Source organism: Pseudomonas sp. RT4P38, assembly GCF_054897765.1.
The window spans coordinates 1,336,686-1,360,859 of the sequence record NZ_CM142703.1 but is presented as its reverse complement, the minus strand read 5'-3'; the positions used below and the strand labels follow the sequence as shown (position 1 = coordinate 1,360,859).

General features: G+C 57.9%; 21 protein-coding genes. 9 read left to right on the top strand and 12 right to left on the bottom strand.

Annotation, left to right across the window (positions count from 1 at the left end):
- Positions 1-332: 332 nt before the first annotated feature.
- Complete coding sequence (locus ACYZT7_RS06250; protein ID WP_462040352.1) at positions 333-761, top strand: cold-shock protein; 429 nt, start codon at positions 333-335, stop codon at positions 759-761.
- Here ACYZT7_RS06250 and cyoE read toward each other — a convergent pair.
- The 12 genes from cyoE to ACYZT7_RS06190 all read right to left on the bottom strand — a co-directional run bounded on the left by cyoE (position 758) and on the right by ACYZT7_RS06190 (position 12,339).
- Positions 758-1,645 (bottom strand): heme o synthase, encoded by an 888-nt coding sequence (gene cyoE / locus ACYZT7_RS06245; protein ID WP_095132943.1) that lies wholly within the window; start codon positions 1,643-1,645, stop codon positions 758-760. The two genes, ACYZT7_RS06250 and cyoE, sit on opposite strands and share 4 nt — an antisense overlap.
- Before the next feature lie 11 nt (positions 1,646-1,656).
- Positions 1,657-1,992: a cytochrome o ubiquinol oxidase subunit IV gene (gene cyoD, locus ACYZT7_RS06240; protein WP_462040351.1), complete on the bottom strand. Its 336-nt coding sequence runs from the start codon at positions 1,990-1,992 to the stop codon at positions 1,657-1,659.
- Positions 1,993-2,619 carry a cytochrome o ubiquinol oxidase subunit III gene (locus ACYZT7_RS06235; RefSeq protein WP_461968750.1) on the bottom strand — a complete coding sequence of 209 codons (627 nt, stop codon included), beginning with the start codon at positions 2,617-2,619 and terminating at the stop codon, positions 1,993-1,995. It abuts the gene before it with no gap.
- Positions 2,620-2,622: 3 nt separating this feature from the next.
- A complete protein-coding gene (cyoB, locus tag ACYZT7_RS06230; RefSeq protein WP_462040350.1) occupies positions 2,623-4,653 on the bottom strand; it encodes a cytochrome o ubiquinol oxidase subunit I in 2,031 nt (676 codons plus the stop codon).
- A 3-nt stretch (positions 4,654-4,656) separates the two neighbouring features.
- Positions 4,657-5,601: a ubiquinol oxidase subunit II gene (gene cyoA / locus ACYZT7_RS06225; RefSeq protein ID WP_462040349.1), complete on the bottom strand. Its 945-nt coding sequence runs from the start codon at positions 5,599-5,601 to the stop codon at positions 4,657-4,659.
- Positions 5,602-6,418: 817 nt separating this feature from the next.
- A complete protein-coding gene (locus tag ACYZT7_RS06220) occupies positions 6,419-6,928 on the bottom strand; it encodes a disulfide bond formation protein B (protein ID WP_461968747.1) in 510 nt (169 codons plus the stop codon).
- 189 nt (positions 6,929-7,117) lie between these two features.
- On the bottom strand, positions 7,118-7,894 hold the full coding sequence (locus ACYZT7_RS06215) for an ABC transporter substrate-binding protein (protein WP_462040348.1): 777 nt from the start codon (positions 7,892-7,894) through the stop codon (positions 7,118-7,120).
- Positions 7,895-8,210: 316 nt separating this feature from the next.
- Positions 8,211-8,663 (bottom strand): molybdopterin synthase catalytic subunit MoaE, encoded by a 453-nt coding sequence (moaE, locus tag ACYZT7_RS06210; RefSeq protein ID WP_462040347.1) that lies wholly within the window; start codon positions 8,661-8,663, stop codon positions 8,211-8,213.
- 3 nt (positions 8,664-8,666) lie between these two features.
- A complete protein-coding gene (moaD, locus tag ACYZT7_RS06205) occupies positions 8,667-8,909 on the bottom strand; it encodes a molybdopterin converting factor subunit 1 (protein WP_449643840.1) in 243 nt (80 codons plus the stop codon).
- Positions 8,906-9,379 carry a cyclic pyranopterin monophosphate synthase MoaC gene (moaC, locus tag ACYZT7_RS06200; protein WP_033061025.1) on the bottom strand — a complete coding sequence of 158 codons (474 nt, stop codon included), beginning with the start codon at positions 9,377-9,379 and terminating at the stop codon, positions 8,906-8,908. The genes moaD and moaC overlap by 4 nt, the downstream gene beginning before the upstream one ends.
- A 103-nt stretch (positions 9,380-9,482) precedes the next feature.
- Complete coding sequence (locus ACYZT7_RS06195; RefSeq protein ID WP_449643839.1) at positions 9,483-10,877, bottom strand: PhoH family protein; 1,395 nt, start codon at positions 10,875-10,877, stop codon at positions 9,483-9,485.
- Between the two features lie 337 nt (positions 10,878-11,214).
- Positions 11,215-12,339, bottom strand: a complete 1,125-nt coding sequence (locus tag ACYZT7_RS06190) for a polysaccharide deacetylase family protein (RefSeq protein ID WP_462040346.1) — start codon at positions 12,337-12,339, stop codon at positions 11,215-11,217.
- A gap of 129 nt (positions 12,340-12,468) precedes the next feature.
- On the opposite strand from ACYZT7_RS06190, the gene yaaA reads away from it, so the two are divergent.
- From yaaA to ACYZT7_RS06150, 8 genes are all read left to right on the top strand, one after another.
- A complete protein-coding gene (yaaA, locus tag ACYZT7_RS06185; protein ID WP_462040345.1) occupies positions 12,469-13,248 on the top strand; it encodes a peroxide stress protein YaaA in 780 nt (259 codons plus the stop codon).
- Between the two features lie 807 nt (positions 13,249-14,055).
- On the top strand, positions 14,056-15,372 hold the full coding sequence (locus ACYZT7_RS06180; protein ID WP_462040344.1) for a nucleotide sugar dehydrogenase: 1,317 nt from the start codon (positions 14,056-14,058) through the stop codon (positions 15,370-15,372).
- A gap of 122 nt (positions 15,373-15,494) precedes the next feature.
- The gene (gene alg8, locus ACYZT7_RS06175; protein ID WP_449643835.1) at positions 15,495-16,976 is read left to right on the top strand and encodes a mannuronan synthase; all 1,482 of its coding nucleotides are present in this window, start codon (positions 15,495-15,497) and stop codon (positions 16,974-16,976) included.
- Between the two features lie 35 nt (positions 16,977-17,011).
- Positions 17,012-18,181, top strand: a complete 1,170-nt coding sequence (locus ACYZT7_RS06170; protein WP_462040343.1) for a PilZ domain-containing protein — start codon at positions 17,012-17,014, stop codon at positions 18,179-18,181.
- An 11-nt stretch (positions 18,182-18,192) separates the two neighbouring features.
- A complete protein-coding gene (gene algK, locus ACYZT7_RS06165; RefSeq protein ID WP_462040342.1) occupies positions 18,193-19,599 on the top strand; it encodes an alginate biosynthesis TPR repeat lipoprotein AlgK in 1,407 nt (468 codons plus the stop codon).
- Entirely contained in the window at positions 19,596-21,083 is a 1,488-nt protein-coding gene (locus ACYZT7_RS06160; RefSeq protein ID WP_462040341.1) for an alginate export family protein, read from the top strand. The genes algK and ACYZT7_RS06160 overlap by 4 nt, the downstream gene beginning before the upstream one ends.
- Before the next feature lie 26 nt (positions 21,084-21,109).
- On the top strand, positions 21,110-22,699 hold the full coding sequence (gene algG, locus ACYZT7_RS06155; RefSeq protein ID WP_462040340.1) for a mannuronan 5-epimerase AlgG: 1,590 nt from the start codon (positions 21,110-21,112) through the stop codon (positions 22,697-22,699).
- Positions 22,700-22,709: 10 nt separating this feature from the next.
- Positions 22,710-24,170 (top strand): alginate O-acetyltransferase, encoded by a 1,461-nt coding sequence (locus tag ACYZT7_RS06150; protein ID WP_462040339.1) that lies wholly within the window; start codon positions 22,710-22,712, stop codon positions 24,168-24,170.
- Positions 24,171-24,174: the final 4 nt, after the last annotated feature.

Here is a 24,174-nt window from a genome sequence, read left to right as displayed (position 1 = left end):
CAGTTGCGCTCGAACCCGCGCTATTGAACTGTGTCAATTGGGCTTGCTGATTGGGAAATCCGTATGGCGGTAGATTGACGTCAAATGTTCGTCGAGGGAGTAAGTGCAGGCTTTGTGCCCGCGAGGGTTACCGTTAGTCGGGTATTTTTGGAGGTGACGGAACTTTTGCGGAATTGCTTTTACTGATCTGGAAATCCGGATGTTGAGGGAAACAACCGGACAGGTGCACGCTTGCGTCGGATGGCTGGCCACAGTTTTTCGCGCCATTACCATCAGTGGCGGGAGTGAGCAGTCTTCGAGGAAATTAATGCGTATGGAGCGAGTGACGCTTCATGCCTGAAAGGGGATTTGGTTTTATCCGCGGCAACGATGGTCGCGACTACTTCGTGCACAAAAAAAGTGTCGCCGGAGGTGAGCTTGTGGATGGCCAGCAGGTAGAGTTCGACGGAATGCCTGGGCCGAAAGGCTACAAGGCGGTAAGTGTGATTCCCGGTGATTTGCCGCTCGAGCCTGACAGGCCTACAACGCTGAACGCCACTGCGGGGCCGGCAGCAGAGGCAACCAAGCTGATACCTCCAGGCGCGCTGGAGCACCTGTTGAAACTGGCCTTCAGCTGGTCGCTCACCCTGTTGAAAATTCTCAGGGTGATCATTCTGCTAAACCCTGACTGTCAATCCTCTCTTCCCCACGAATCCGTAAAGAACCATAAAAAACCCCGCTCTTCTCTCGAAGGCGGGGCTTTTTTACAGCATCTGTCTTAAGGCGCGTACGTCAGCAACAACTCACTCGGCACTTTAAAGTCCAACGACATCATCACGCTCAACGCGGTAATGGTGAAGATCGAGAACACAAACAGCTTGCGTGCCCAGACCGTGTCATCCACTGCCTTGTAGCCGGTCCAGGCCATGTACAACCAGTACATGCCCATGGCCGCGGCGACGGCGAGGTAGCTCATGCCGGCGTAGCCGCTGAAGGTCAGCATCAAGGTCGCCACGAGGAACGCCAGGATGTAGAGCAGGATGTGCTTCTTGGCCACTTGAATGCCGCGCTTCACTGGCAACACCGGAATCGATGCGGCCAGGTAATCGTTGAAGCGGAAGATCGCGATGGCGTAGGAATGCGGCATCTGCCACAGGCTGAACATCACCAGTAACGTCAGTGCGGCCATGTCGAAGCTGTTCGTCACAGCGACGTAGCCAATCACCGGCGGCATGGCGCCCGACAGACTGCCCACCAGCGTGCCGTGAACCGACTTGCGCTTGAGGTACAGGCTGTAGAAGCCGACGTAGATGACAAAGCCGATTACCGCGAACAAAGCGGCCAACGGGTTGGCCACTTTGTACAACAGTGCAACGCCGAAAACACCCAGGACGGTCGCAAAAGCCAGGGCCAGTTTCAGGGAGATCAAGCCCTGGACCAGCGCCCGGTTCTTGGTGCGTTCCATCTTCAGGTCGATGTCGCGGTCGATGCAGTTGTTGAACACGCAACCGGAAGCCACCACCAGCGACGTGCCGATCATGGCGGCCAGGAAAATGGCCAGATCGACATGCCCTTTCGAGGCCAGGAAAAATCCGCCTGCCACTGAAAGCACGTTACCGAAAATGATCCCCGGTTTGGTGATTTGGATAAAGTGCTTAAAGGACATCCGGGGTTTCCTCAGTGCGCCATCATGTTGGAGTGGATGCTGAACATGATCCACAGCGACAGGCCTACCAACAGAACGATTACCAGGGCTGCGAAGACAAACGCGATCACGTTGTTACGCTGAGCAGCCGAGCGGTCCAGGTGGAGGAAGTACACCAGGTGCACCAGCACCTGGATCACTGCGAAGGCCAGTACGATCCACAGGGTCATGGCTTTGGGCAGCGACGGGTACATCACCAGGCCGAAAGGTATGACCGTCAGGATCACCGACAGGATGAAACCGATAGCGTAGGACTTGACGCTGCCGTGGCCGGCGTCGTGGCTATCGTGGGAATGAGCGTTAGCCATTTACATAGTCCCCATCAGATAAACAACGGTGAATACGCAGATCCACACCACGTCCAGGAAGTGCCAGAACAGGCTCAGGCAGCTCAGACGGGTTTTGTTGGTCGCCGTCAGGCCGTTTTTCTGCACCTGGTACATCATGATCGCCATCCAGATCAGACCGCTGGTCACGTGCAGACCGTGGGTGCCGACCAGGGTGAAGAACCCGGACAGGAAGCCGCTGCGGCTAGGGCCGAAGCCTTCGGCGATCAGGATGTGGAACTCGTTGATCTCCATGGCAATGAAGCCGGCGCCCAACAGGAAGGTCATGCCCAACCAGCCCAGCACCTGAGTCTTCTTGCCCTTGAACAACGCCAGCATGGCGAAGCCGTAGGTGATCGAGCTGAACAGCAGCAGAGCGGTTTCGCCCAGTACGTATGGCAGCTCGAAGATGTCGGCGCCCGATGGGCCGCCCGCTACGTTGTTAACCAGTACCGCGTACACCGCGAAGATCGACGCAAACAGAATGCAGTCGGTCATCAGGTAGAGCCAGAAACCGAATACGGTCATCTCGCCCGAGTCGTGGTGATGGTCGTCGTGCCCATGGTCCGTGCCATGGGCGTGTCCAGCAGTGGTCACTAAGTTCGACATGGTTTAAGCCTGTTCCAACGAGGTTTCAACACGGGTGGCGGTGGCTGGAACTTTCCCGGCCGCTACCAGACGTTTGTGCTGCTCGGCTTCGATGCGCTCGATGACATCCACCGGCACCATGTAGCCCTGATCGTCACGGGCAGCATGGAGGGTGAAATACACCACGGTGCCGACCAGACCGACGATGGCCAACCACCAGATGTGCCAGATCATCGCGAAACCGAACACGGTCAGCAGAGCCCCCATGACCACACCGGTCGCGGTGTTGTTTGGCATGTGGATCGGCTCGTAACGGGCCGGAGCCTGGTACGCGGTACCGTCTTCCTTGGCTTCGGTGAACGGGTCGATGACTTCGGCTTTCGGCAGCACAGCGAAGTTGTAGAACGGTGGTGGCGACGAAGTCGACCATTCCAGCGTGTGGGCATTCCACGGGTCGCCGTGTTCGCACATGTTTTCTGGCTTGTTGCGATCACGCACGCTCACGTAGAGCTGGATCAGCTGGCAAGCAATACCGACAGCGATCAGTACCGCACCGAACAACGCAACGTACAGATAAGGCACCCACTCAGGGTTGGTGGAGCTGTTCAGACGACGGGTCATGCCCATGAAGCCCAGTACATACAGCGGCATGAACGCGACGAAGAAGCCGGTGATCCAGAACCAGAACGCGGCCTTGCCCCAACCTTCGTGCAGCTTAAAGCCGAACGCTTTCGGGAAGTAGAAGCTGAAGCCTGCGATGTAACCGAATACCGCGCCGCCGATGATCACGTTGTGGAAGTGCGCGATCACGAACAGGCTGTTGTGCAGAACGAAGTCAGCACCCGGAATGGCCAGCAGTACGCCGGTCATGCCGCCGATGGCGAAGGTCACCATGAAGCCCAGGGTCCAGAGAACCTGGCTGGTGAAGCGCAGACGGCCTTGGTAAATGGTGAACAGCCAGTTGAAGAGCTTCACCCCCGTCGGGATCGAAATCAGCATCGTCGCCAGACCGAAGAAGGCGTTGACGCTGGCACCCGAACCCATGGTGAAGAAGTGGTGCAGCCAGACCATGAAGCCCAGGATCGAGATCGCGCCACTGGCGTAGATCATCGAGTGGTGGCCGAACAGTTTCTTGCCGGAGAAGGTCGAGATGACTTCGGAGAAGATCCCGAACGCCGGAAGAATCAGGATGTACACCTCGGGGTGACCCCAGGCCCAGAACAGGTTGACGTACATCATCGGATTGCCACCAAGTTCATTGGTGAAAATGTGGAAATCCATGTAACGGTCAAGTGTCAGCAAAGCCAGGGTAGCGGTCAGGATCGGGAACGAAGCGACGATCAAAACGTTGGCCCAGGTGCAGGTCCAGGTGAAGATCGGCATGTCCATCAGCTTCATGCCAGGGGTACGCATTTTCAGCACGGTGGCCAGGAAGTTGACCCCCGTCAGCGTCGTACCCAACCCGGACAGCTGTAGCGCCCATATGTAGTAATCCATCCCCACGCCCGGGCTGTATTGCAGGCCCGACAGCGGCGGATAGGCAACCCAACCGGTCTTGGCGAATTCGCCAACGCCCAGGGACAGGTTGATCAGCACCACGCCGGACACCAGCAGCCAGAAGCTCAGGGAGTTCAGGAACGGGTAGGCCACGTCACGCGCGCCGATCTGCAGCGGCACTGCAAGGTTCATCAAGCCGGTGAAGAATGGCATCGCCATGAAGATGATCATGATCACACCGTGAGCGGTGAAGATCTGGTCATAGTGTTCAGGCGGCAGGTAGCCAGGCGAACCCTCGGTGGCCATGGCCAACTGGGTACGCATCATGATGGCGTCGGCAAAACCGCGCAGCAGCATGACCATGGCGACGATGATGTACATCACGCCGATTTTCTTGTGGTCGACCGAGGTCAGCCATTCGGTCCACAGGTAGGTCCACTTCTTGAAGTAAGTGATACCCGCGAACAGTGCCAGACCGCCGAGCGCGATCATGGCGATGGTTATCATCACGATCGGTTCGTGGAACGGGACCGCTTCCCAACTTAATTTACCAAACATCGTTTACTCCTCTGCCCCGGCGGCTGAATGCGAACTCATGTCCATCCCTTCCATATGGGCCACTTCTTTCTCTTTCTTCTCGTGGTGCATCGGCTTGCCCGGTTTCATGCCTTCGTACTTGTCGACGATGATCTGGAACAGGTTCGGCGTAACCGAGGAGTAGAGCTCGACTGGGTTGTTCTGGCTTGGCTTGGTAAGGGCTTCGTATTCAGCTTGTTCCAGCTGTTTAGGTGCCTTTTTGACTTCGCTTACCCAGGCGTCGAAATTCTCCTGAGAAGTTGAGATCGCTTTGAATTTCATGCCGGTGAAACCTGCGCCGCTGTAGTTGGCAGAGATGCCTTCCATTTCAGCGTCACGGTTGGCAATCAGGTGCAACTTGGTCTGCATGCCGGCCATCGCGTAGATCTGGCCGCCCAGGCCCGGAATGAAGAACGAGTTCATCACGGAGTCCGACGTCACTTTGAAGTTAACGGGCGTATTCGTCGGGAACACGATCTTGTTGACCGTGGCGATACCCTGCTCCGGGTAGATGAACACCCACTTCCAGTCCAGCGAGACCACTTCGATGGTGATCGGCTTGACGTCGGATTCCAGCGGACGGTACGGGTCAAGTTCGTGGGTCGACACGTAGGTGACGTAACCCAGAGCAATGATGATCAGCACTGGAACAGCCCACACCGCGATTTCGATCTTGGTGGAGTGCGACCACTTCGGCGTGTACACGGCGTTAGTGTTGGTCGCGCGGTATTTCCAGGCGAACAGGAAGGTCATGACGATGACCGGGACCACGACCAACAGCATCAGCAGCGTTGCGGTGATGATCAGGTTTCGCTGCTCAAGGCCAACCTGGCCCGTTGGATTGAGCAAGGTCATGTTGCAGCCTGACAGCAGCAACGTGCCAATCAGCGGCAATAAGCCTAGTAGTCTGGGGTACCTGTTTTTACTCATCTCACGACCTCTAAAGCAGCTTGCGCAATGCAGTTGGGTTTTGATCGCCAACACTTCACCCTGCCAAGGGTTGGCATTTTTCTTGGATTGAATAAGTGGCTGCCCGTCGCGCGTCAGACGCTGTTCGACAAATCCTGGGCCAGCGTTGAGTTCTTATTCGAATACGTGGTCAAAGGCCTTGTTACAGACCAATTCCATTTGGTGCGGATAATTGGAAGGCACCGACACTTGGGAGTCGCATGAAGCCAATTGGCCTCTCGACGCCCTATTCCTGCTCAGGGATGAGCAGTGCCGGGAATTCAGTGCGGGCGATTGTAGATATGTAACGTTTTATAAACCATGTCTCATCCCGAAATAATTTTTATCCATTCCAGCAACAATCAATAACGGTATTTGCAAAAGTGCGCCATGGTATCGAAATTAATTCTCAACAAAAACACCAAAAATTGTAGGTCTACCTCAGGCAGTTCAGACAGTATCGAAGGCTCTGCCCCCTTCCTCGACCCCGCCCAAGCCCCTATATGACAAGGGCTCTGGCTATTCGCCAAGGCCTGTTAAAACTGTCTGTTCCGGATCTTTCAGGTAGAAGTCGCCCGACGCTGAAAAAGGCCAATTTTGTTGCGTGACACGCTACCAATTCGGCGCGTTGAAATGCCTTGCGACACTCCTGCTGTGACAACATGTCGCACATGTGTCGCACCTAGACTTGTCGCGCATCAAGGTCATTTTACCTGCGCCCCGAAATGCAAAACGCCCCGGCCTTCGCAATGAGGACCGGGGCGTTTTTTTGTGTGACGCAGCGACGCGGCGGATGGCCTCAGCGCAGCGCTTTGCGGTTACGCGAAATGAGCAGCGGCACCAGCACCACGACCAGCACAAAGGCGAGCAGCGCCCATTGAGCGAGGGACAAACCGAGGATCGGCGGGTACGGCGTGGAGCAGAAGCCGTCGACCTGGAAGCCCAGCGGGAAGATCTTCGCCAGTGGCAAACCGTCGACAATCGGTTGCAGCACGTCGATGCCGCAGCTGACCGCCGGGTAGAACTGGGTATAGACGTGATGCCCGGCCACCCCGACGCCTGCCAGGGCGCAGATCACCACCAGAGTTTCAAATACCGTGATGCTGCGACGGGTGCGCGTGGCCGCGCCGATGAACGCGAAGAGCGCAATCAGCAGCAACGCATAACGTTGCAGGATGCACAGCGGGCATGGCGCCTCGCCCAGAACAATTTGCATGTACAGCGCGCCGCCGATCAGCGCCAGGCAGATGATGCCCAGCAACACCAGATAGCGCCGTTCACGGCCCAACCGCATTGTTTCCTCGCTCATTGCGTTTCCCTTCTGAATATCGATTGCCCCAAGTCTACACGCTGGCCCTGACCTTTGAGAGTCCGGCGCGCGCAGCTGGGTATCGGGGAATAGACGACGAGCCGGTTAAGAAGGGATTAACTTTGAGGCATTTTTCAATAATCGGAACCACGCGGGGGCTTTCGTGAGAAAACCCCAGCAAGCGATTGATCAGTCGCCGTAGATATCAGACTTGAAGTATTTCTCTGAAATCTGCTGGTACTCGCCACTGGCACGAATGCTGTCGATTGCGGTGTTCAGCTCGGAGACCAACTCGGTGTTGCCCTTGCGCACCGCAATCCCGGCGCCCTCGCCCACGTATTTCGGATCCTTGAGCTCCGGCCCGACAAAGGCATAACCCTTGCCACGCGGCATCGTCAGGAAGTCATTCAGCGGGATGGTATCGGCAAAAATGGCATCGAGGCGACCGGCAGCCAGATCCATGTAGATTTCTTCGTTGTTGCCGTAACGCTTGACGTTGACGCCCTTCGGTTCAAAAACCTCAGTGGCGTAACGGTCAGTGGTGGTAGCGCGCTGCACGCCAACCGTCTTGCCCTTGAGGCTGGCGTACTGGTCATCCACGACCGCGCCGTCCTTCATCACCAGACGCGATGAAGTGAAGTAGTACTTGTGGGTGAAATCCACGGACTTCTTGCGGTCTTCGTTGATGGTCATGGACGACAGCGCCATGTCGATTTTCTTCACTTTGAGGGAAGGAATCAGACCGTCGAACTCACCTTCGACCCAAACGCACTTGACCTTCATCTGCGCGCACAGGGCATTGCCGATGTCGTAGTCGAACCCGACAATCTCGCCTTTATCGGTTTTGGACGCGAACGGTGGATAAGCTGCTTCGATGCCGATGCGCAGGGTTTTATCGGCGGCGAACAGGGAGCTGCACGCCAACAGGCTCAGGGCCAGACCGGTGATGAGGGGGAGTTTCTTCATGTTCGTTCTCTCGCGGGTTGTTGTTGGTTTGGCAAGACAGAAGAAAAAACTAAAACGGGGGGAAGCCTTTTTTGTACTTAAATTCCATACTGGACTTTTATGTATTAATCGTCAATCCGGGGAAATGGAGATGTGCTGGCCGGTGGTCGGGAGGTGGGTCAGGAGGAGATCGGGTGTTGCGGATGGCCTCTTCGCGAGCAAGCTCGCTCCCACAGGGGATTTTCGTCGTACACAAAATTTGTGTTCAGTGAGATCAACTGTGGGAGCGAGCCAGCTCGCGAAGAGGCCAGAGCAGTCGACAAAAAAAACGGCTTGTTTACTGCTTCCAGCGATCCGCCGCCGCATGATCGCTGTCACGCCCTTCAACCCAACGTGCCCCATCACGGGTGTTTTCTTTTTTCCAGAACGGTGCGCGGGTTTTCAGGTAATCCATGACAAAGGCGCAGGCATCGAACGCGGCCTGGCGGTGGGCGCTGGCGGCGCCGACGAAGACGATCGGCTCCCCTGGTTCCAGGGCGCCGATGCGATGCAGCACTTCAAGTTTGAGCAGCGGCCAGCGCTGCTCAGCCTCTGCGGCGATCTTGCCGAGGGCCTTTTCGGTCATGCCCGGGTAGTGCTCAAGGAACATTCCGGCGACGTCGAGTCCGTCATTGAAGTCGCGAACATAGCCGACGAAACTCACCACCGCTCCGACGCCCACGTTGGCGGCGTGCATGGCATTGACTTCAGCACCTGGATCGAACGCCGTGGACTGCACGCGAATCGCCATGGCTCAACCTCCGGTCACGGTCGGAAAAAATGCCACTTCATCGCCATCGCTCACCGGCTCATCGAGCTGGCACAAGTCTTCATTGCGGGCGCACATCAAGTTCTGTTCGCTCAGCACATCGGCACCGTCACGCTGGGCCAGCAGTGCACGCACATCGTCGACGGTGGCGAAATCACCTTCAACCTTCACCGAGTCCACGCCGAGCGCTTCACGGTAACGGGCAAAAAACTTCACGGTGATGTTCATGGCTGATCCGCCTGGAAATGGCCGCTCTTGCCACCGAGTTTCTCCAGCAACCGCACGCTTTCGATGGTCATGCCGCGATCCACTGCCTTGCACATGTCATAGATAGTCAGCGCCGCGACGCTGGCGGCGGTCAGGGCTTCCATCTCCACGCCGGTCTGCCCGGACAACTTGCAGCGCGCGACGATGCGCACGGTGTCGTCGCCTTCGGCACTGAGCTCGACCTTGACGCCGGTGAGCAGCAGCGGATGGCACAGAGGGATCAGATCGCTGGTTTTCTTCGCGGCCTGAATACCGGCGATACGCGCCACGGCGAACACATCACCCTTGGGGTGACCGCCGCTGACGATCATCTGCAGGGTTTCGGGCAGCATGCGCACCAGCGCTTGGGCCGTTGCTTCACGGAACGTTACGGCTTTTTCAGTGACGTCGACCATATTGGCGCGACCTTGGGAATCGAGATGAGTCAGCACAGGGATACTCCTGATCAGGAGCACCGATTGTAAACCTGTGGGTCAAATTTCGGCCATAAAAAACCGGGCGGCCTGCGCAGGCCGCCCGGCTCTGTTGAGGAGGTTACAAATGCGTTTCGGCGTATTCGGCCAGAATCGAACGTGGCACCCCTTGCAGGGTGATGTGCACCCCGTTGGGGAAATCCTTGAAGCGCTCTGTCAGGTACGTCAGCCCGGAACTGGTCGCGGACAGGTATGGCGTGTCGATCTGTGCCAGGTTGCCCAGGCACACCACTTTGGAACCGGCGCCAGCACGGGTGATGATGGTTTTCATCTGGTGTGGCGTGAGGTTCTGGCATTCATCGATCAGGATCAGGCTCTGCTGGAAGCTGCGGCCTCGAATGTAGTTGAGGGATTTGAACTGCAACGGCACCTTGCTGAGGATGTAATCGACGCTGCCATGGGTGTTTTCGTCATCCATGTGCAAGGCTTCGAGGTTGTCGGTGATGGCGCCCAGCCAAGGCTCCATTTTTTCCGCTTCGGTGCCGGGCAGGAAGCCGATCTCCTGATCCAGGCCCTGCACGCTACGCGTCGCGATGATGCGCCGGTAGCGTTTGCTGACCATGGTCTGCTCAATCGCCGCCGCCAGTGCCAGGATGGTTTTACCCGAGCCGGCCGCACCGGTCAGATTGACCAGGTGAATATCCGGATCAAGCAAGGCGTACAGCGCGAGGCTCTGATAGATGTCACGCGGTTTCAGGCCCCAGGCTTCCTGGTGTAACAGGGGTTCCTGATGCAGGTCGAGAATCAGCAATTTGTCGCTCTGGATTTCCTTGATCCAGCCGACAAATCCCTGTTCATCGATGATGAACTCGTTGATGTGCACCGCCGGCAGGTTGTCGATCAGCTGCACCTGGTGCCAGGTGCGGCCGTGATCCTGACGGGTGTCGACATTCCTCACGCGGTCCCAGAAGGAGCCGGTCATGTTGTGATAACCGTTGGGCAGCAATGACACGTCGTCGACCAGTTGGTCGGTGCTGTAGTCCTCGGCCGCGATCCCGCAAGCCCGGGCCTTGAGGCGCATGTTGATGTCTTTGGTGACCAGCACCACGGGCAGATTGGGTTCGCGCGCGTGCAAGTCGATCAACTGGTTAATGATGATGTTGTCGTTCAGGTGCTCGGGCAGAATGATGTTCGGTTCGGCACGCTTGCTCATCAGAATTGACAGCAAACCCTTGGGCCCACTTTTGCCACGCTGGATCGGAACCCCGAGCTCGACATCCTGAGGGCTGGCGTCGCCCAGGGTCTTGTCGATCAGGCGTATGGCCTGACGGCATTCTGCAGCCACGCTGTGCTGCCCGCTCTTGAGCTTGTCCAGCTCCTCAAGCACGGTCATAGGGATCGCGACGTGGTGTTCTTCGAAGTTAAGCAGGGCGTTTGGATCGTGAATCAATACGTTGGTATCGAGTACATAAAGGATTGGCTGGTTGGAGGAAGAACTACGTCCGTGATCATCCATACTCGGTCACCTTTGTGGGAGCCAGTCGACGCAATACCGTGACAGTGCTGCGCCTCGAAGTGGCCACCGAAATCACCTGCGGGGACTCAAGTGATGAACTGCAAACAACTGGGTCTTGGAAGACGCCACCTGTCTGCAGGTTTCGGCGGTCTGTCTTCGTAATACTCCAAAACCCATGACAGAAAAAAGTACTTTGACGTTTTTTTGAAGTTTATTTTTCAGAGTGACGAATAGCCCTTGGCGTGCAGGCAATGTGCCGTTAAAGTCGGAAGTCGGCCTGCGCCGAATTATCTTCCAAAACTGCCCTTGGCCCAATGTTTACGGGCTTTCGTCGTTCTCAGCGAAACGCATCCTGACAGTCTTCCCAACCGATCCCGCTTGGCGCCGTTTGTGTAATGAGCCAAGGCATCGCCGTTTTCACTGCATCCTGCTTCACGTTGAAGTTGATCACCCCGTGCCGCCACAACAGCATCAGGGTCAACACCCGTTGCGCACTCTGATTACCCTTTAGCTTGCCGGCACCGTCCTGGGCATCGATGTCCCACAATGCCACCTGCAAACCCTGAGCCTTGAAGAAGCCTTCAGCATCAGAACGACGCTGACCATCGGGCGGCCGAAACAAGGGCACGTAGTTTTCAGGCAGTTTGCTTTTAACCAGCTCGACACTGCGGCGCACCGAATCCTGCCAGTCCTGCCAATGGCTGTGGGAGCGGAACTCCCAGCCTTGCACACCGATGCACTGCTTTGAGTAAGTCGCTTGCAGACTGGCCACCGAGCGATCGGCCAGTCGGGCCTGGATGTCCTTTCCGAGGACGAAGAACGTGCCGCTCATGTTCGACTTGCGCAGGTATTCCGTGGCCCAGGCGGTGTTGTCCGGCGTGGCATTGGCGGCGCTGTCGAAGGTCAGCAAAAACAACCGGTCATGCATCGCATCGCCATTGCGCTCATAGTCGCCAAAACGATCAACTTCACTGCTGGTTTGCGGAAGCAGCGCCGCCTTGCGCAATTGCTCGTCCAGGTACTGGGCATGGAACAGTCGGCTCGGCTCGGCCCACTTTATGTAGTAGCTCTCATCGCTGACCTGAAATTTGGCGGCCTGCTGGCGCAGGGTGTCCATGTCTTCGACCAGGAAACAGAAGGAGGCATCCTGATCGCAGCTCTGCTGGGCGAAGTTGTAGTTGGCCAACAGGCGCTGCCACAGGCGCTGGCGCAGGTTATTGATCGATTCCAGATTGACCGTGCGCAACCCCAGGCGCTGGGCCAGACTCCCTTCATCCAGAGACTCGCTGGCCAGCAGAACACGGGCGAACATCAGGATCTCGGCCCGTGACGCAACGTCAAACAGGGTCGGGCTGCTGAGTTGTTCGGGCCAGGTGCTACGATCAAGCGTCGCCACATCACCCGGACCGGCCAGGGCACTGAAGCTCAAGAGCCAGGCCGTGATTAGAAAAACAATACGCAATGGGATGTCTCCATAACAAAACCCGCGCGGCACTATAGCTGATCGCCGCCGATCACCTATGACCGTGATAGCTGGAGTCAGCATGAACAACCCCCTAGAATCGCCCCCACGATTAAAGGAGACGACTTCATGCTGATGGTGATTTCCCCCGCCAAGACCCTCGATTACGAAACACCGCCGGCGACCCAGCGCTTCACCCAGCCGCAATACCTCGACCATTCCCAGGAGCTGATCCTGCAGCTGCGCGAGCTGACCCCTGCGCAGATCAGCGAGTTGATGCACGTCTCCGACAAGATCGGCGGGCTCAACGCCGCGCGCTTCGGCAGCTGGACGCCGGCGTTCACCCCCGCTAACGCCAAACAGGCCTTGCTCGCATTCAAGGGCGACGTCTACACCGGGTTGAATGCTCAAACCTTCAGCGAGGCCGATTTCGATTACGCCCAGCAGCACTTGCGCATGTTGTCCGGCCTGTACGGCCTGCTGCGCCCACTAGACCTGATGCAGCCGTATCGACTGGAGATGGGGACCAAACTGGCGAATGCCCGTGGCAAGGACTTGTATGCCTTTTGGGGCACACAGATCAGCGAATGGCTGAACGAAGCACTGGCCGATCAAGGCGATGACGTGCTGCTGAACCTGGCCTCCAACGAGTACTTCTCGGCGGTCAAACGCCACGCCCTGAACGCGCGCATCATCAATACCGAATTCAAGGACCTGAAGAACGGCCAATACAAAATCATCAGTTTCTACGCGAAAAAGGCCCGAGGCATGATGAGTCGCTTCGTTATAGAAGAACGCATCAACGACCCGGCAGCCCTCAAGCAGTTTGATGTCCAAGGCTATCGCTACAGCGCCGAGCAGTCTAAACCGGACAATCTGGTGCTCCTGCGCGATCACGCGCCAGAGTAAGCACCCGATCGGTGCGCGCCTCATTAACGGGTCGTGCGCCGACGTCCGATCGTCCAACAATCCCCCGCCTCATTTGCCACTTCATTGGCGCCAAAAAACAATCACCTGTTTTTCTAACTTTAGTTTCACTCGACTTTGATGTTTTTTTTCAGTAGTGGCACTGAATTTTTTTATCGGTAGTGGCACATAACTATCTAATCCGACAATAACCCTATGTATCAAGGGTAAAACAGGCGTTGCTATCAATATGAGAGCAGTGCCATCTTTTCCGATATTTCAAGAAATTTCAGAATTCGCGATGGGCGGACTGGAACTATGTCCACATGGATCGCTCATACCATCGGTAACCATTCTCTCGGCGCTTGTACGAGATAACTTACGCAGAGAAAAGATTCACGTAGCAAAGTTGTCACACTAACTTCTGCGAACGGGTCCCTGATTTGGGCAACACATGAAGGACAGGAGATAAGCCTCATAACTATCCCCTACAAGGCCAAGGTCGCGCCCCTATAAATGTGCTCACCTGAGCACTAAACCGCTTGATTTACGGGCTTCTGGCCTGGCATTGAGCGCGCAAGACCTTTGCACGAATGTCTTCTGATTAGAAGATCAGCTGCATAACAGGGCAAGCCATAACAATAAAGCCTAGTTGCGCACATTTTGAGTGAACTTATTTAGACACTCGGAACTTATATGCCTGCACGCGGCATTGTTGCGCCTTTAAGGCGCACTTCCGAGTGCGCTATGACCGCTGAACACCATTAACTCCGGCCATGTTATGGCTTGATAAATACAGAGGTAAATGCGATGCGCATCAGCATATTTGGTTTGGGTTACGTCGGTGCAGTATGTGCCGGTTGCCTGTCTGCACGGGGCCATGAGGTCGTTGGCGTCGATGTCGCCAAAGACAAGATCGATATGATCAACGCCGGCAAATCGCCGATTGTTGAACCGGGTCTGGGCGAACTTCTGCAGAAGGGCATCGAGACGGGCCGCCTGCGCGGTACGACCGACTTCGCCGAGGCGATTCGCGCCACCGATCTGTCGATGATCTGCGTTGGCACGCCGAGCAAGAAGAACGGCGACCTGGAACTGAACTACATCGAAGCCGTGTGCCGCGAGATCGGTTTTGTCCTGCGTGACAAGACTACCCGCCACACCATCGTGGTTCGCAGCACCGTTCTGCCGGGCACTGTCGCAAACGTTGTCATCCCGATCCTCGAAGACTGCTCCGGCAAAAAAGCCGGCGTCGATTTCGGCGTAGCAGTGAACCCAGAGTTCCTGCGTGAAAGCACCGCGATCGCCGATTACGACCTGCCGCCAATGACCGTCATCGGCGAGTTCGACAAGGCTTCGGGCGACGTTCTGCAATCGCTTTACGAAGAGCTCGATGCTCCGATCATCCGCAAGGACATCGCAGTGGCCGAGATGATCAAGTACACCTGCAACGTGTGGCACGCCACCAAGGTGACCTTCGCCAACGAGATCGGCAACATCGCCAAGGCTGTCGGCGTCGATGGTCGCGAAGTGATGGAAGTGGTCTGCCAGGACAAGACGTTGAACCTGTCCCAGTACTACATGCGCCCTGGTTTCGCGTTCGGCGGCTCCTGCCTGCCGAAAGACGTTCGCGCCCTGACCTACCGCGCCGGTTCCCTGGATGTGGAAGCACCGCTGCTCAACTCGCTGATGCGCAGTAACGAGTCCCAGGTGCAGAACGCCTTCGACATCGTCACCAGCCACGGAAAACGCAAAGTCGCCCTGCTGGGTCTGAGCTTCAAGGCCGGTACCGACGACCTGCGCGAAAGCCCGCTGGTTGATCTGGCGGAAATGCTGATCGGCAAGGGCTACGACCTGAGCATCTACGACACCAACGTCGAATATGCCCGCGTTCACGGCGCGAACAAGGATTACATCGAGTCGAAGATCCCTCACGTCTCGTCCTTGCTCAACGCCGATTTCGACGACGTGATCAACAACTCCGACGTGATCATCCTAGGCAACCGTGACGAGAAGTTCCGCGCTCTGGCGCAACAAGCTCCACACGGCAAGCAAGTGATCGACCTGGTCGGTTTCATGTCCAAAGCCACTAGCACAAGTGGCCGGACTGAAGGCATCTGCTGGTAACAAGCGGCATCGGGAGGGTTCGCGGCGCTCATATCGCCAGCAAACCCTCCCGGCTTTTTCGCCTGCCTTAACCCCATCGGGCCACCCCACAGGCTCGCCCGAGATAGAGACGGATGCAGATTATGCACAGGCTAAAGCACGGCCTACTTCAGGTCGCCGGTTGGCTGTTTTACCTAAGTTTATTGATGGGCATCGCCATGGCGTTGCCTGCGTCCACGTTCGACGCCGAGTCGAAGGACTTCATCTTCCTGATCGGTATCGTCGGTATCTGGCGCTACTCGATGGGTGCCACGCACTTTCTGCGCGGCATGCTGTTTCTGTACGTGGTCTACCCGCACCTGCGGCGCAAAGTGCGCAAGCTGGGTAAAGCGGCAGACCCGTCCCATGTGTTCCTGATGGTCACCAGCTTTCGTATCGACGCGCTGACCACCGCCCAGGTCTACGCCTCGGTGATTCGCGAAGCGATCGACTGCGGCCTGCCGACCACCATGGTCTGCTCCATCGTGGAAATGTCCGATGAGAAGCTGGTGAAAAGCCTTTGGGCCCGGATGAACCCACCGGCTCGCGTCAAGCTCGACTTCGTGCGCATTCCCGGCACCGGCAAGCGCGATGGCCTGGCCTACGGTTTCCGCGCCATCTCCCGCCACCTGCCGGACGACCGCGCAGTGGTTGCAGTGATCGATGGCGACACCGTGCTCGCCGAAGGCGTCGTGCTCAAGACCGTGCCGTGGTTCCAGCTGTTCGGCAATGTCGGCGGCCTGACCACCAACGAGTTCTGCGAAGTGCGCGGCGGCTACATCATGAGCGAATGGCACAAACTGCGCTTCGCCCAACGACACATCAACATGTGCTCGATGGCCCTGTCCAAACGCGTGCTGACCATGACCGGGCGGATGTCGGTATTCCGCGCCACCGTGGTGACAGACCCGGACTTCATCGCCGACGTGGAAAGCGACTCGCTGCAACACTGGCGCCTGGGCCGCTTCAAGTTCCTCACCGGTGATGACAAGTCGAGCTGGTTCAGCTTGATGCGCCTGGGCTACGACACGTTCTACGTGCCGGACGCCGCCATTCACACCGTGGAACACCCGCCGGAAAAAAGCTTCATCAAGGCCAGTCGCAAACTGATGTTCCGCTGGTACGGCAACAACCTGCGCCAGAACTCCCGCGCCCTGGGCCTGGGGATGAAACGCCTCGGCCTGTTCACTTCGGTGGTGCTGTTCGACCAGCGTGTATCGATGTGGACATCGCTGTTGGGCCTGACGGTCGCGATCCTCGCCACCTTCAAGTACGGCGCCGCGTTCATCCTGGTTTATCTGCTGTGGATCGGCATTACCCGTCTGATCCTGACCGTGCTGCTGTCCTGCTCCGGTCACAAGATCGGCCCGGCCTACCCGGCGATTCTCTATTACAACCAGATCGTCGGCGCGCTGGTGAAGATCTACGTGTTCTTCCGCCTCGACCAACAATCCTGGACTCGCCAGGACACCAAATTGACCCGTGATCTCGCCAGCTTTCAACGTTGGTTCAACACTTGGTCGTCTCGGACCATGACCTTCTCCGCCGGCAGCATTTTTGTTGCTGTGCTGCTGATGATGGTCTGACCGAACTCGCCTGAATTAACTAGGAAATCGTCCATATGAATACCGCCGTCAACGCCAACGTAGTGCATGAATCAGAAGCCCAGCGCCAGCACGCCCGAGTGAAAATCCCGGCCAAACTGCGCTTCTACGGTCCTGACCGGACCCCGGTAGAAGCTCGGGTCCTCGACCTCTCCGCTGGCGGCCTGGCCTTCAACGCCGGTCAGCTGCCACTGAAGATCGGCGACAAGTACAAGGCCCGCCTGCAGTTCGTCATCGATAACCTCGGCCTGGCCATGGACGTCGAGCTACTGGTCCGCTCCCACGAGCGCGAAACCGGCCGTACCGGTTGCGAGTTCCAGAACCTCGAACCTCAGGACATTTCCACCCTGCGCCACCTGATCACCTCGCACCTGGCCGGCGACATCGTCAGCATGGGTGAAGTGCTGGCAACCCTGCAGCGCGACAACTTCACCAAGGCGCGCAAGGTCAAGGATGGCGGCCACGGCATGACCGCGTTCGGTCGTCTGCGTGCAGTGACCTTCAGCTTCGCGATTTTCCTCGTCGGTCTGACGGCATTCGGCTTCATTTTCAAGTCGGTGTACGGCATGTACTTCGTCAGCCACGCGCAGGCCGGTCTGGTCAGCGTGGCGGGCATGAACATCACCATGCCGCGCGACGGCACTGTGCAGAGCCTGGTGAAAACCGACGGAGTTGCGGCCAAAGGCGCCCCGCTGGCGACGTTCAGCACCAGCATGCTCGACGTACTCAAGGGCCATCTGGACGATAACCAACTGCAACCGGCCAAGGTTGAAGAGCTGTTCGGCAAGCAAATGACCGGCACCCTGACGTCGCCGTGCGATTGCACCGTGGCTCAACAAATGGTCGCCGACGGCCAGTACGCCAGCAAGGGCGACGTGATCTTCCAACTGGTGCCGCGTAACAGCGAAGCCAACGTTGAAGCACGCTTCTCCTATCGCCAGTTCGGCGATGTGCTTCCAGGCAGCACCGTCAGCTTCCAGATCGCCGGCGAAGACAAAACCCGCAGCGGCACGATCGTCAGTAGCACCAGCCTGAAAAGCGCCGACCTGTCGTCCGACATCCGCGTGCTGATCAAGCCTGACGAGCCGCTGGACAGCAAATTCTCCGGTCGTCCGGTTGAAGTGAACAGCACTCGTGGCCCGAACCTGAACTGGCTGATCGATAAAGCCATGGCCGCCGGTCGTTAATAACAGAGGACATGCCCGTGACTAGCCCACTCAGAATCCTGCCAGTTCCGCTGACTCTGGCCATGGCAATTGCCCTGGCCGGATGCGCCGGCCTGCCCGACCAGCGTCTGGCCAACGAAGCCCTCAAGCGCGGTGATACCACGCTGGCGGCGCAGAATTACCAGCAACTGGCAGACCTGGGCTACAGCGAAGCACAGGTTGGCCTTGCCGATATCCAGGTCGACAGCCGTGACCCGGCGCAGATCAAGCGTGCCGAAGCGACTTACCGCGCCGCAGCCGGCGTCTCGCCACGGGCTCAGGCTCGCCTGGGTCGTCTGTTGGTGGCCAAACCCGGCTCCACCGAAGCCGAGCAGCACGAAGCCGAAGGCCTGTTGAAAAAAGCCTCGGCCAATGGCGAAGGCAACACCCTGATCCCGCTGGCGATGCTGTACCTGCAATACCCCCACAGTTTCCCGAACGTCAACGCGCAACAGCAGATCAGCCAATGGCGCGCCGAAGGCAAACCGGAAGCGGGCCTGGCCCAAGTGCTGCTCTATCGCACTCAGGGCACTTACGACCAGCACCTGGACGAAGTCGAAACCATCTGCAAAGCCGCGTTGAACACCACCGACATCTGCTACGTCGAGTTGGCCACGGTCTATCAGAAAAAAGCCCAGCCTGAACAACAGGCCGAGCTGATCAAGCAGATGCAGGCCGCTCAGGCTCGTGGCACGGTTTCCGCCCAGCGCGTGGACAGCGTGGCCCGCGTACTGGGCGATGCAACCCTGGGCACGACCGACGAAAAAACCGCCCAGTCGTTGCTTGAAGGCATCGCACCCGGCTACCCCGCTTCCTGGGTCAGCCTGGCGCAACTGCTCTACGACTTCCCGGAACTCGGCGACGTCGACACGATGATGAAATACCTGGACAACGGCCGCGCCGCTGACCAGCCGCGTGCCGAACTGTTGCTGGGCAAGCTCTACTACGAAGGCAAAATGGTGCCGGCCGACGCCAAGGTCGCCGAAGAGCACTTCAAGAAAGCCGTCGGCAGAGAAGTGGCCGCCGATTACTACCTCGGCCAGATTTACCGCCGTGGTTACCTGGGCAAGGTCTATTCGCAGAAAGCGCTGGATCACCTGCTCAAGGCTGCGCGTCACGGTCAGAACAGCGCCGACTTCGCCATTGCCCAACTGTTCTCCCAAGGCAAGGGCACCAAGCCTGACCCGCTCAACGCTTACGTCTTCAGCCAATTGGCCAAGGCGCAGAACACCCCGCAAGCCACTGAACTTGCGCAAACACTCGAAGCCCAACTGCCGCCTGCCCAGCTCGCCGAGGCCCAACGCCTGTTGAAACAAGAACAGGCCGTTCGTGGTGCCTTGAGCCAGAACACGCTGGAACTGCATGCCCTGGAAGAAGAAGACGGCGAGGAATCCCTATGAAGTTGAATCCATTCGTTAAGGCCGGTATTGGCCTGTCATTCGCCCTCTTGTGGTCGTGCCCGACCCTGGCGGCCCTGACTGAAAGCAAGAACTACGGCCTTGACGTGAAAGTCACCGCCCAGTCCGAAGACGACGCCGACCTCGGCACTGCCGAGGGCGGTGACGTCAATGGCGTCGGCCTCGACTTGCGTCCGTGGGTCTATGGCGAGAGCGGCGCGTGGAGCGCCTATGCCATGGGTCAGGCCGTGACGTCCACCGACATCATTGAGACCGACACCCTGCAGCAGTCCGACAGCGACGGCACCCAGGCCACCGACAACGGTGATCGCAAGACCAAGAAAAATTATCTGGCGATGCGCGAGTTCTGGGTCGGTTACAGCGGCCTTACGCCCTACCCCGGCGAGATACTCAAACTTGGTCGCCAGCGCCTGCGCAATGACGACGGCCAATGGCGCGACACCAACATCGAAGCCCTGAACTGGACCTTCGACACCACCCTGTTGCGCGCCAACGTCGGTGTTGCCGAGCGCTTCAGCGAGTACCGCACTGACCTCACCGAACTCGCGCCCAAGGACAAGGATCGCCTGCACGCTTACGCCGACGCGGCGTACCAATGGAACCCGGGCAACTGGGTCGGCATTCGTGGTCATCACACCCACGATGACGGCAAGCTCGATACCGCGCAGCCAGGTGTTCCTGCCGATTCTCTGGACAAGAAAGAGAATGGTGATATCAGCTGGCTCGGCCTCACCGCCGACAGCGATGCCTACAACTGGCGCAACACCAACACCGTCAATTACTGGGGCAGCGTCACCGGCATGAGCGGCGACCGCGACACGGTCAACCCGCTGACTGCCGAGGGCAACGCGCCGGCACAAGCCAAAACCAATGGCAGTGTTGATGGCTGGGCCACCGACTTGGGTGTGCGTCTGCGCCTCGATCCGCAATGGCAAGTCGGTGCAGCTTATGCCCGTGCCAGCGCTGATTACGAACAGAACGGCCTGCAAAGCAACCGTTCGAACTACACCGGTACTCGCTCGCGGGTTCACCGTTTCGGCGAAGCGTTCCGTGGTGAAACGAACAACATGCAGTCCGCTACCTTGTTCGGCTCGTGGATGCTCAACGACGAATACGACGCCAGTGTGATCTACCACAAATTCTGGCGCGTCGACGGCAACAAGCCGGTCGGCAGCAACGGCATCAATGCCGTCCAGAATGACACCGACGACGTGACCGGCGCGGTGCTCTCCAGCACGTCCCTGCCGCTGGAAGATGGCAACAAAGACCTCGGCCAGGAAATGGACGTGGTCGTCACCAAGTACTTCAAACAAGGCCTGCTGCCCGCAGCCTTGAGCCAATCGATCGATGAGCCTTCGGCCCTGGTGCGTGTGCGTGGCGGTGTGTTCAAGCCCGGCGATGCGTATGGCAAAGGCGTCGACTCGTACATGCACCGCGCGTTTGTCGACGTGATCTGGCGCTTCTGATGCGAACCGCTAAGGGAGTTCCTGACATGAACAGTCCGAAGAGAGGCTCGATAACCTTGCTGGCCGGCGCGATGCTGCTGGCCAGCACGGCAGCCTTCGCCGCGGTGGAGCCGGCTGCACCCGTGCAAAAAGGGCAACCGGCGACCATTGCCAAAGGGTTGCAACAGGCCAAGACCTATACCGTCAGCAGCGCACCGACCGCGCCGCTGGAGCTGGCTAAACCGAAACTGCCGGACACCTCCGGCTACACCGCCGAAGCCATCGCCGCGAAAATCGTGCGCACCAAGCCCGGCAAAATCAGCGTGCGCCGGATGATGCAGGAAAACGCCCTGAAGGACTTCATCGGCGGCGACAACAAGATGGCTGAATGGGTGGTGCGTCAGCACGGCATCCCGCAGGCCATCTTCGTCGACGACGGCTACATGAACCTCAAGGATCTGGCCAAGAAGGTGCCCAAGCAGTACTTCAGCGAAACCTCGCCGGGCGTGTTCCTGGCGAAGTTGCCGATCGTGGTGGGTAACAAGGGCATTCTGGAAATCGACAAGCAGACCCAGGAACTGCGCCTGTCTCAGGAGGCCGGTTCGTTCCTGGTCAACGACGGTCAGCTGTTCGTGCGTGATACCAAAATCACCGGTTGGAGTGAGAAGGCAAACGGTCCGGCAATGTTCAAGTCGGCGAAGGAATTCCGTCCGTTCATGTTGTCCTGGGGTGGCACCGAGACTTACATCGCCAACAGCAAGATCGCCAGTTTCGGTTATGCCAACAGTAAGTCTTACGGCGTGAGTATTTCCCAGTACACGCCGAACATGGCCAAGGTGCTCAAGCGCCCTGAACCGACCGGCTGGATTGTCGGCTCCGAGTTCTCGGACATGTGGTACGGCTTCTACTGCTATGAAACCCGCGACTTTGTGGTCAAGGGCAACACCTACAAAGACAACATCGTCTACGGCATTGACCCGCATGACCGTTCCCACGGTCTGATCATCGCCGACAACACGGTGTTCGGGACCAAGAAGAAGCACGGGATCATCATTTCCCGTGAGGTCAACAAAAGCTTCATCTTCAACAACCGCAGCTACGACAACAAGTTGTCGGGCCTGGTGATCGACCGTAACAGCGTGAGCAACCTGATCGCCTACAACGAGATTTACAAGAACCACACCGACGGCATCACCCTCTACGAGAGTGGCGACAATCTGCTGTGGGGCAACAAGGTGATCAGCAACAAACGCCACGGCATCCGGATTCGTAACAGCGTGAACATTCGCCTCTACGAAAACCTGTCCATGGCCAACGGCCTGACCGGCGTCTACGGCCACATCAAGGACCTGAGCGACACCGACCGTGACATCAAGCTCGACCCGTTCGACGCCCAGGTGTCGCTGATCATCGTCGGTGGCGAACTGGCCGGCAACGGCAGCGGACCACTGTCCATCGACTCGCCGCTGAGCGTCGAGTTGTATCGCGTATCCATGCTTGCGCCGACCAAATCCAGCGGCATCAGCTTCAACGGAATTCTTGGCGAGCGCCAGGATGAAATTCTCGACCTACTGGTGCGCCAGCAGAAAGCCGTGCTGATCGACCCTGTCGAACGCCAGACCGAAATGCAGGACTGAGGATAATTTTATGCACTCACACTTGATCAAATTACTCAGCCTGTCGGCCCTGACCGTCGGCATTCTCGCGGCCAGCGCCGGCGCTCGTGCCGATGAAGCTGCCGGCAACATAAAGCCACCCAGCTTCGACGCTGAACCGTGCTGCAACCTGTGCCCGGCAGCGCACGACGCGAAAAACTACACCACGCGTTACCAGCAGAACTTCACCACGCTGGTGCAGGCTCAGGGCGATTGGCTATTCCGTACGCAAGAAGATTTGCGCACCGAGTTCGACACCACGCCCGCTGGCTACAAACGCATGAAAGAACTGCACGACGCGTTCAAGAGCAAAGGCGTGGAACTGGTCGTTGTTTACCAGCCGACCCGTGGCCTGGTGAACCGCAACAAGCTCAACCCGGAAGACAAAGCCAAGTTCGATTTCGACAAGGCCTTGAGGAACTACAAGACCATGCTCGGGCGTTTCGCCGCCATGGGCTACACCGTGCCGGACCTGTCGCCGCTGACCAACGAGTCGCTGCCTGAGACCCCGCAGGCCCACGACTTCTACTTCCGCGGCGACCAACACTGGACGCCGTATGGCGCCCAGCGCACGGCGAAAATCGTCGGTGAGCAAATCAAGAAAATGCCGGCCTTTGCCGACGTGCCAAAACGCGAATTCGAGAGCCATAAGTCGGGTCGCATGGGCAAGACCGGAACGTTACACAATATGGCCGGTCAACTCTGTGGCACCAGCTACGCGATCCAGTACATGGATCAGTTCACCACCGAGCCCAAAGGCGAAGCAGCTGATGGCGATCTGTTCAGTGATTCCGGCAATCCGGAAGTCACCCTGGTCGGCACCAGCCACAGTGGCAAGAACTACAACTTCGCCGGTTTCCTCGAAGAGGCTATCGGTGCCGACATCCTCAACGTGGCGTTCCCCGGCGGTGGCCTGGAAGGTTCGATGCTGCAGTACCTGGGCAGCGAAGAGTTCCAGACCAAGCCACCGAAGATTCTGATCTGGGAATTCTCGCCGCTCTATCGCCTCGACCAGGAAACCACCTACCGCCAGATGATGGCGCTGCTGGACAACGGTTGCGAAGGAAAGGATGCACAGTTGACCGGCAGCACCACGTTGAAACCGGGCAAGAACGAATTGATGGTCAACAGCAAGAACCTGAATCTGCAAAACAGCAGCCACCAGGTCGACATTCGCTTCGCCGATCCGTCGGTGAAAAATCTGCAAGCCACCCTCTGGTACATGAACGGTCGCCACGAGGACATCAAGATCGAAAAACCGGAAACCTCCGATACCGACGGGCGTTTCGCCTTTGAGTTGCGCACGGATGAAGACTGGGCCTCGCAGAATCTGCTGGCCGTCGAAATCCAGGGCCCTGAAGCAGGTGCCGCGCCACAGAAAGTCGAAGCGAAAATCTGCAAACGCAACGTGTTCCCAGGCGCTGGGCAGCGTACCGCTCAGGCCGGGCAATGAGGTT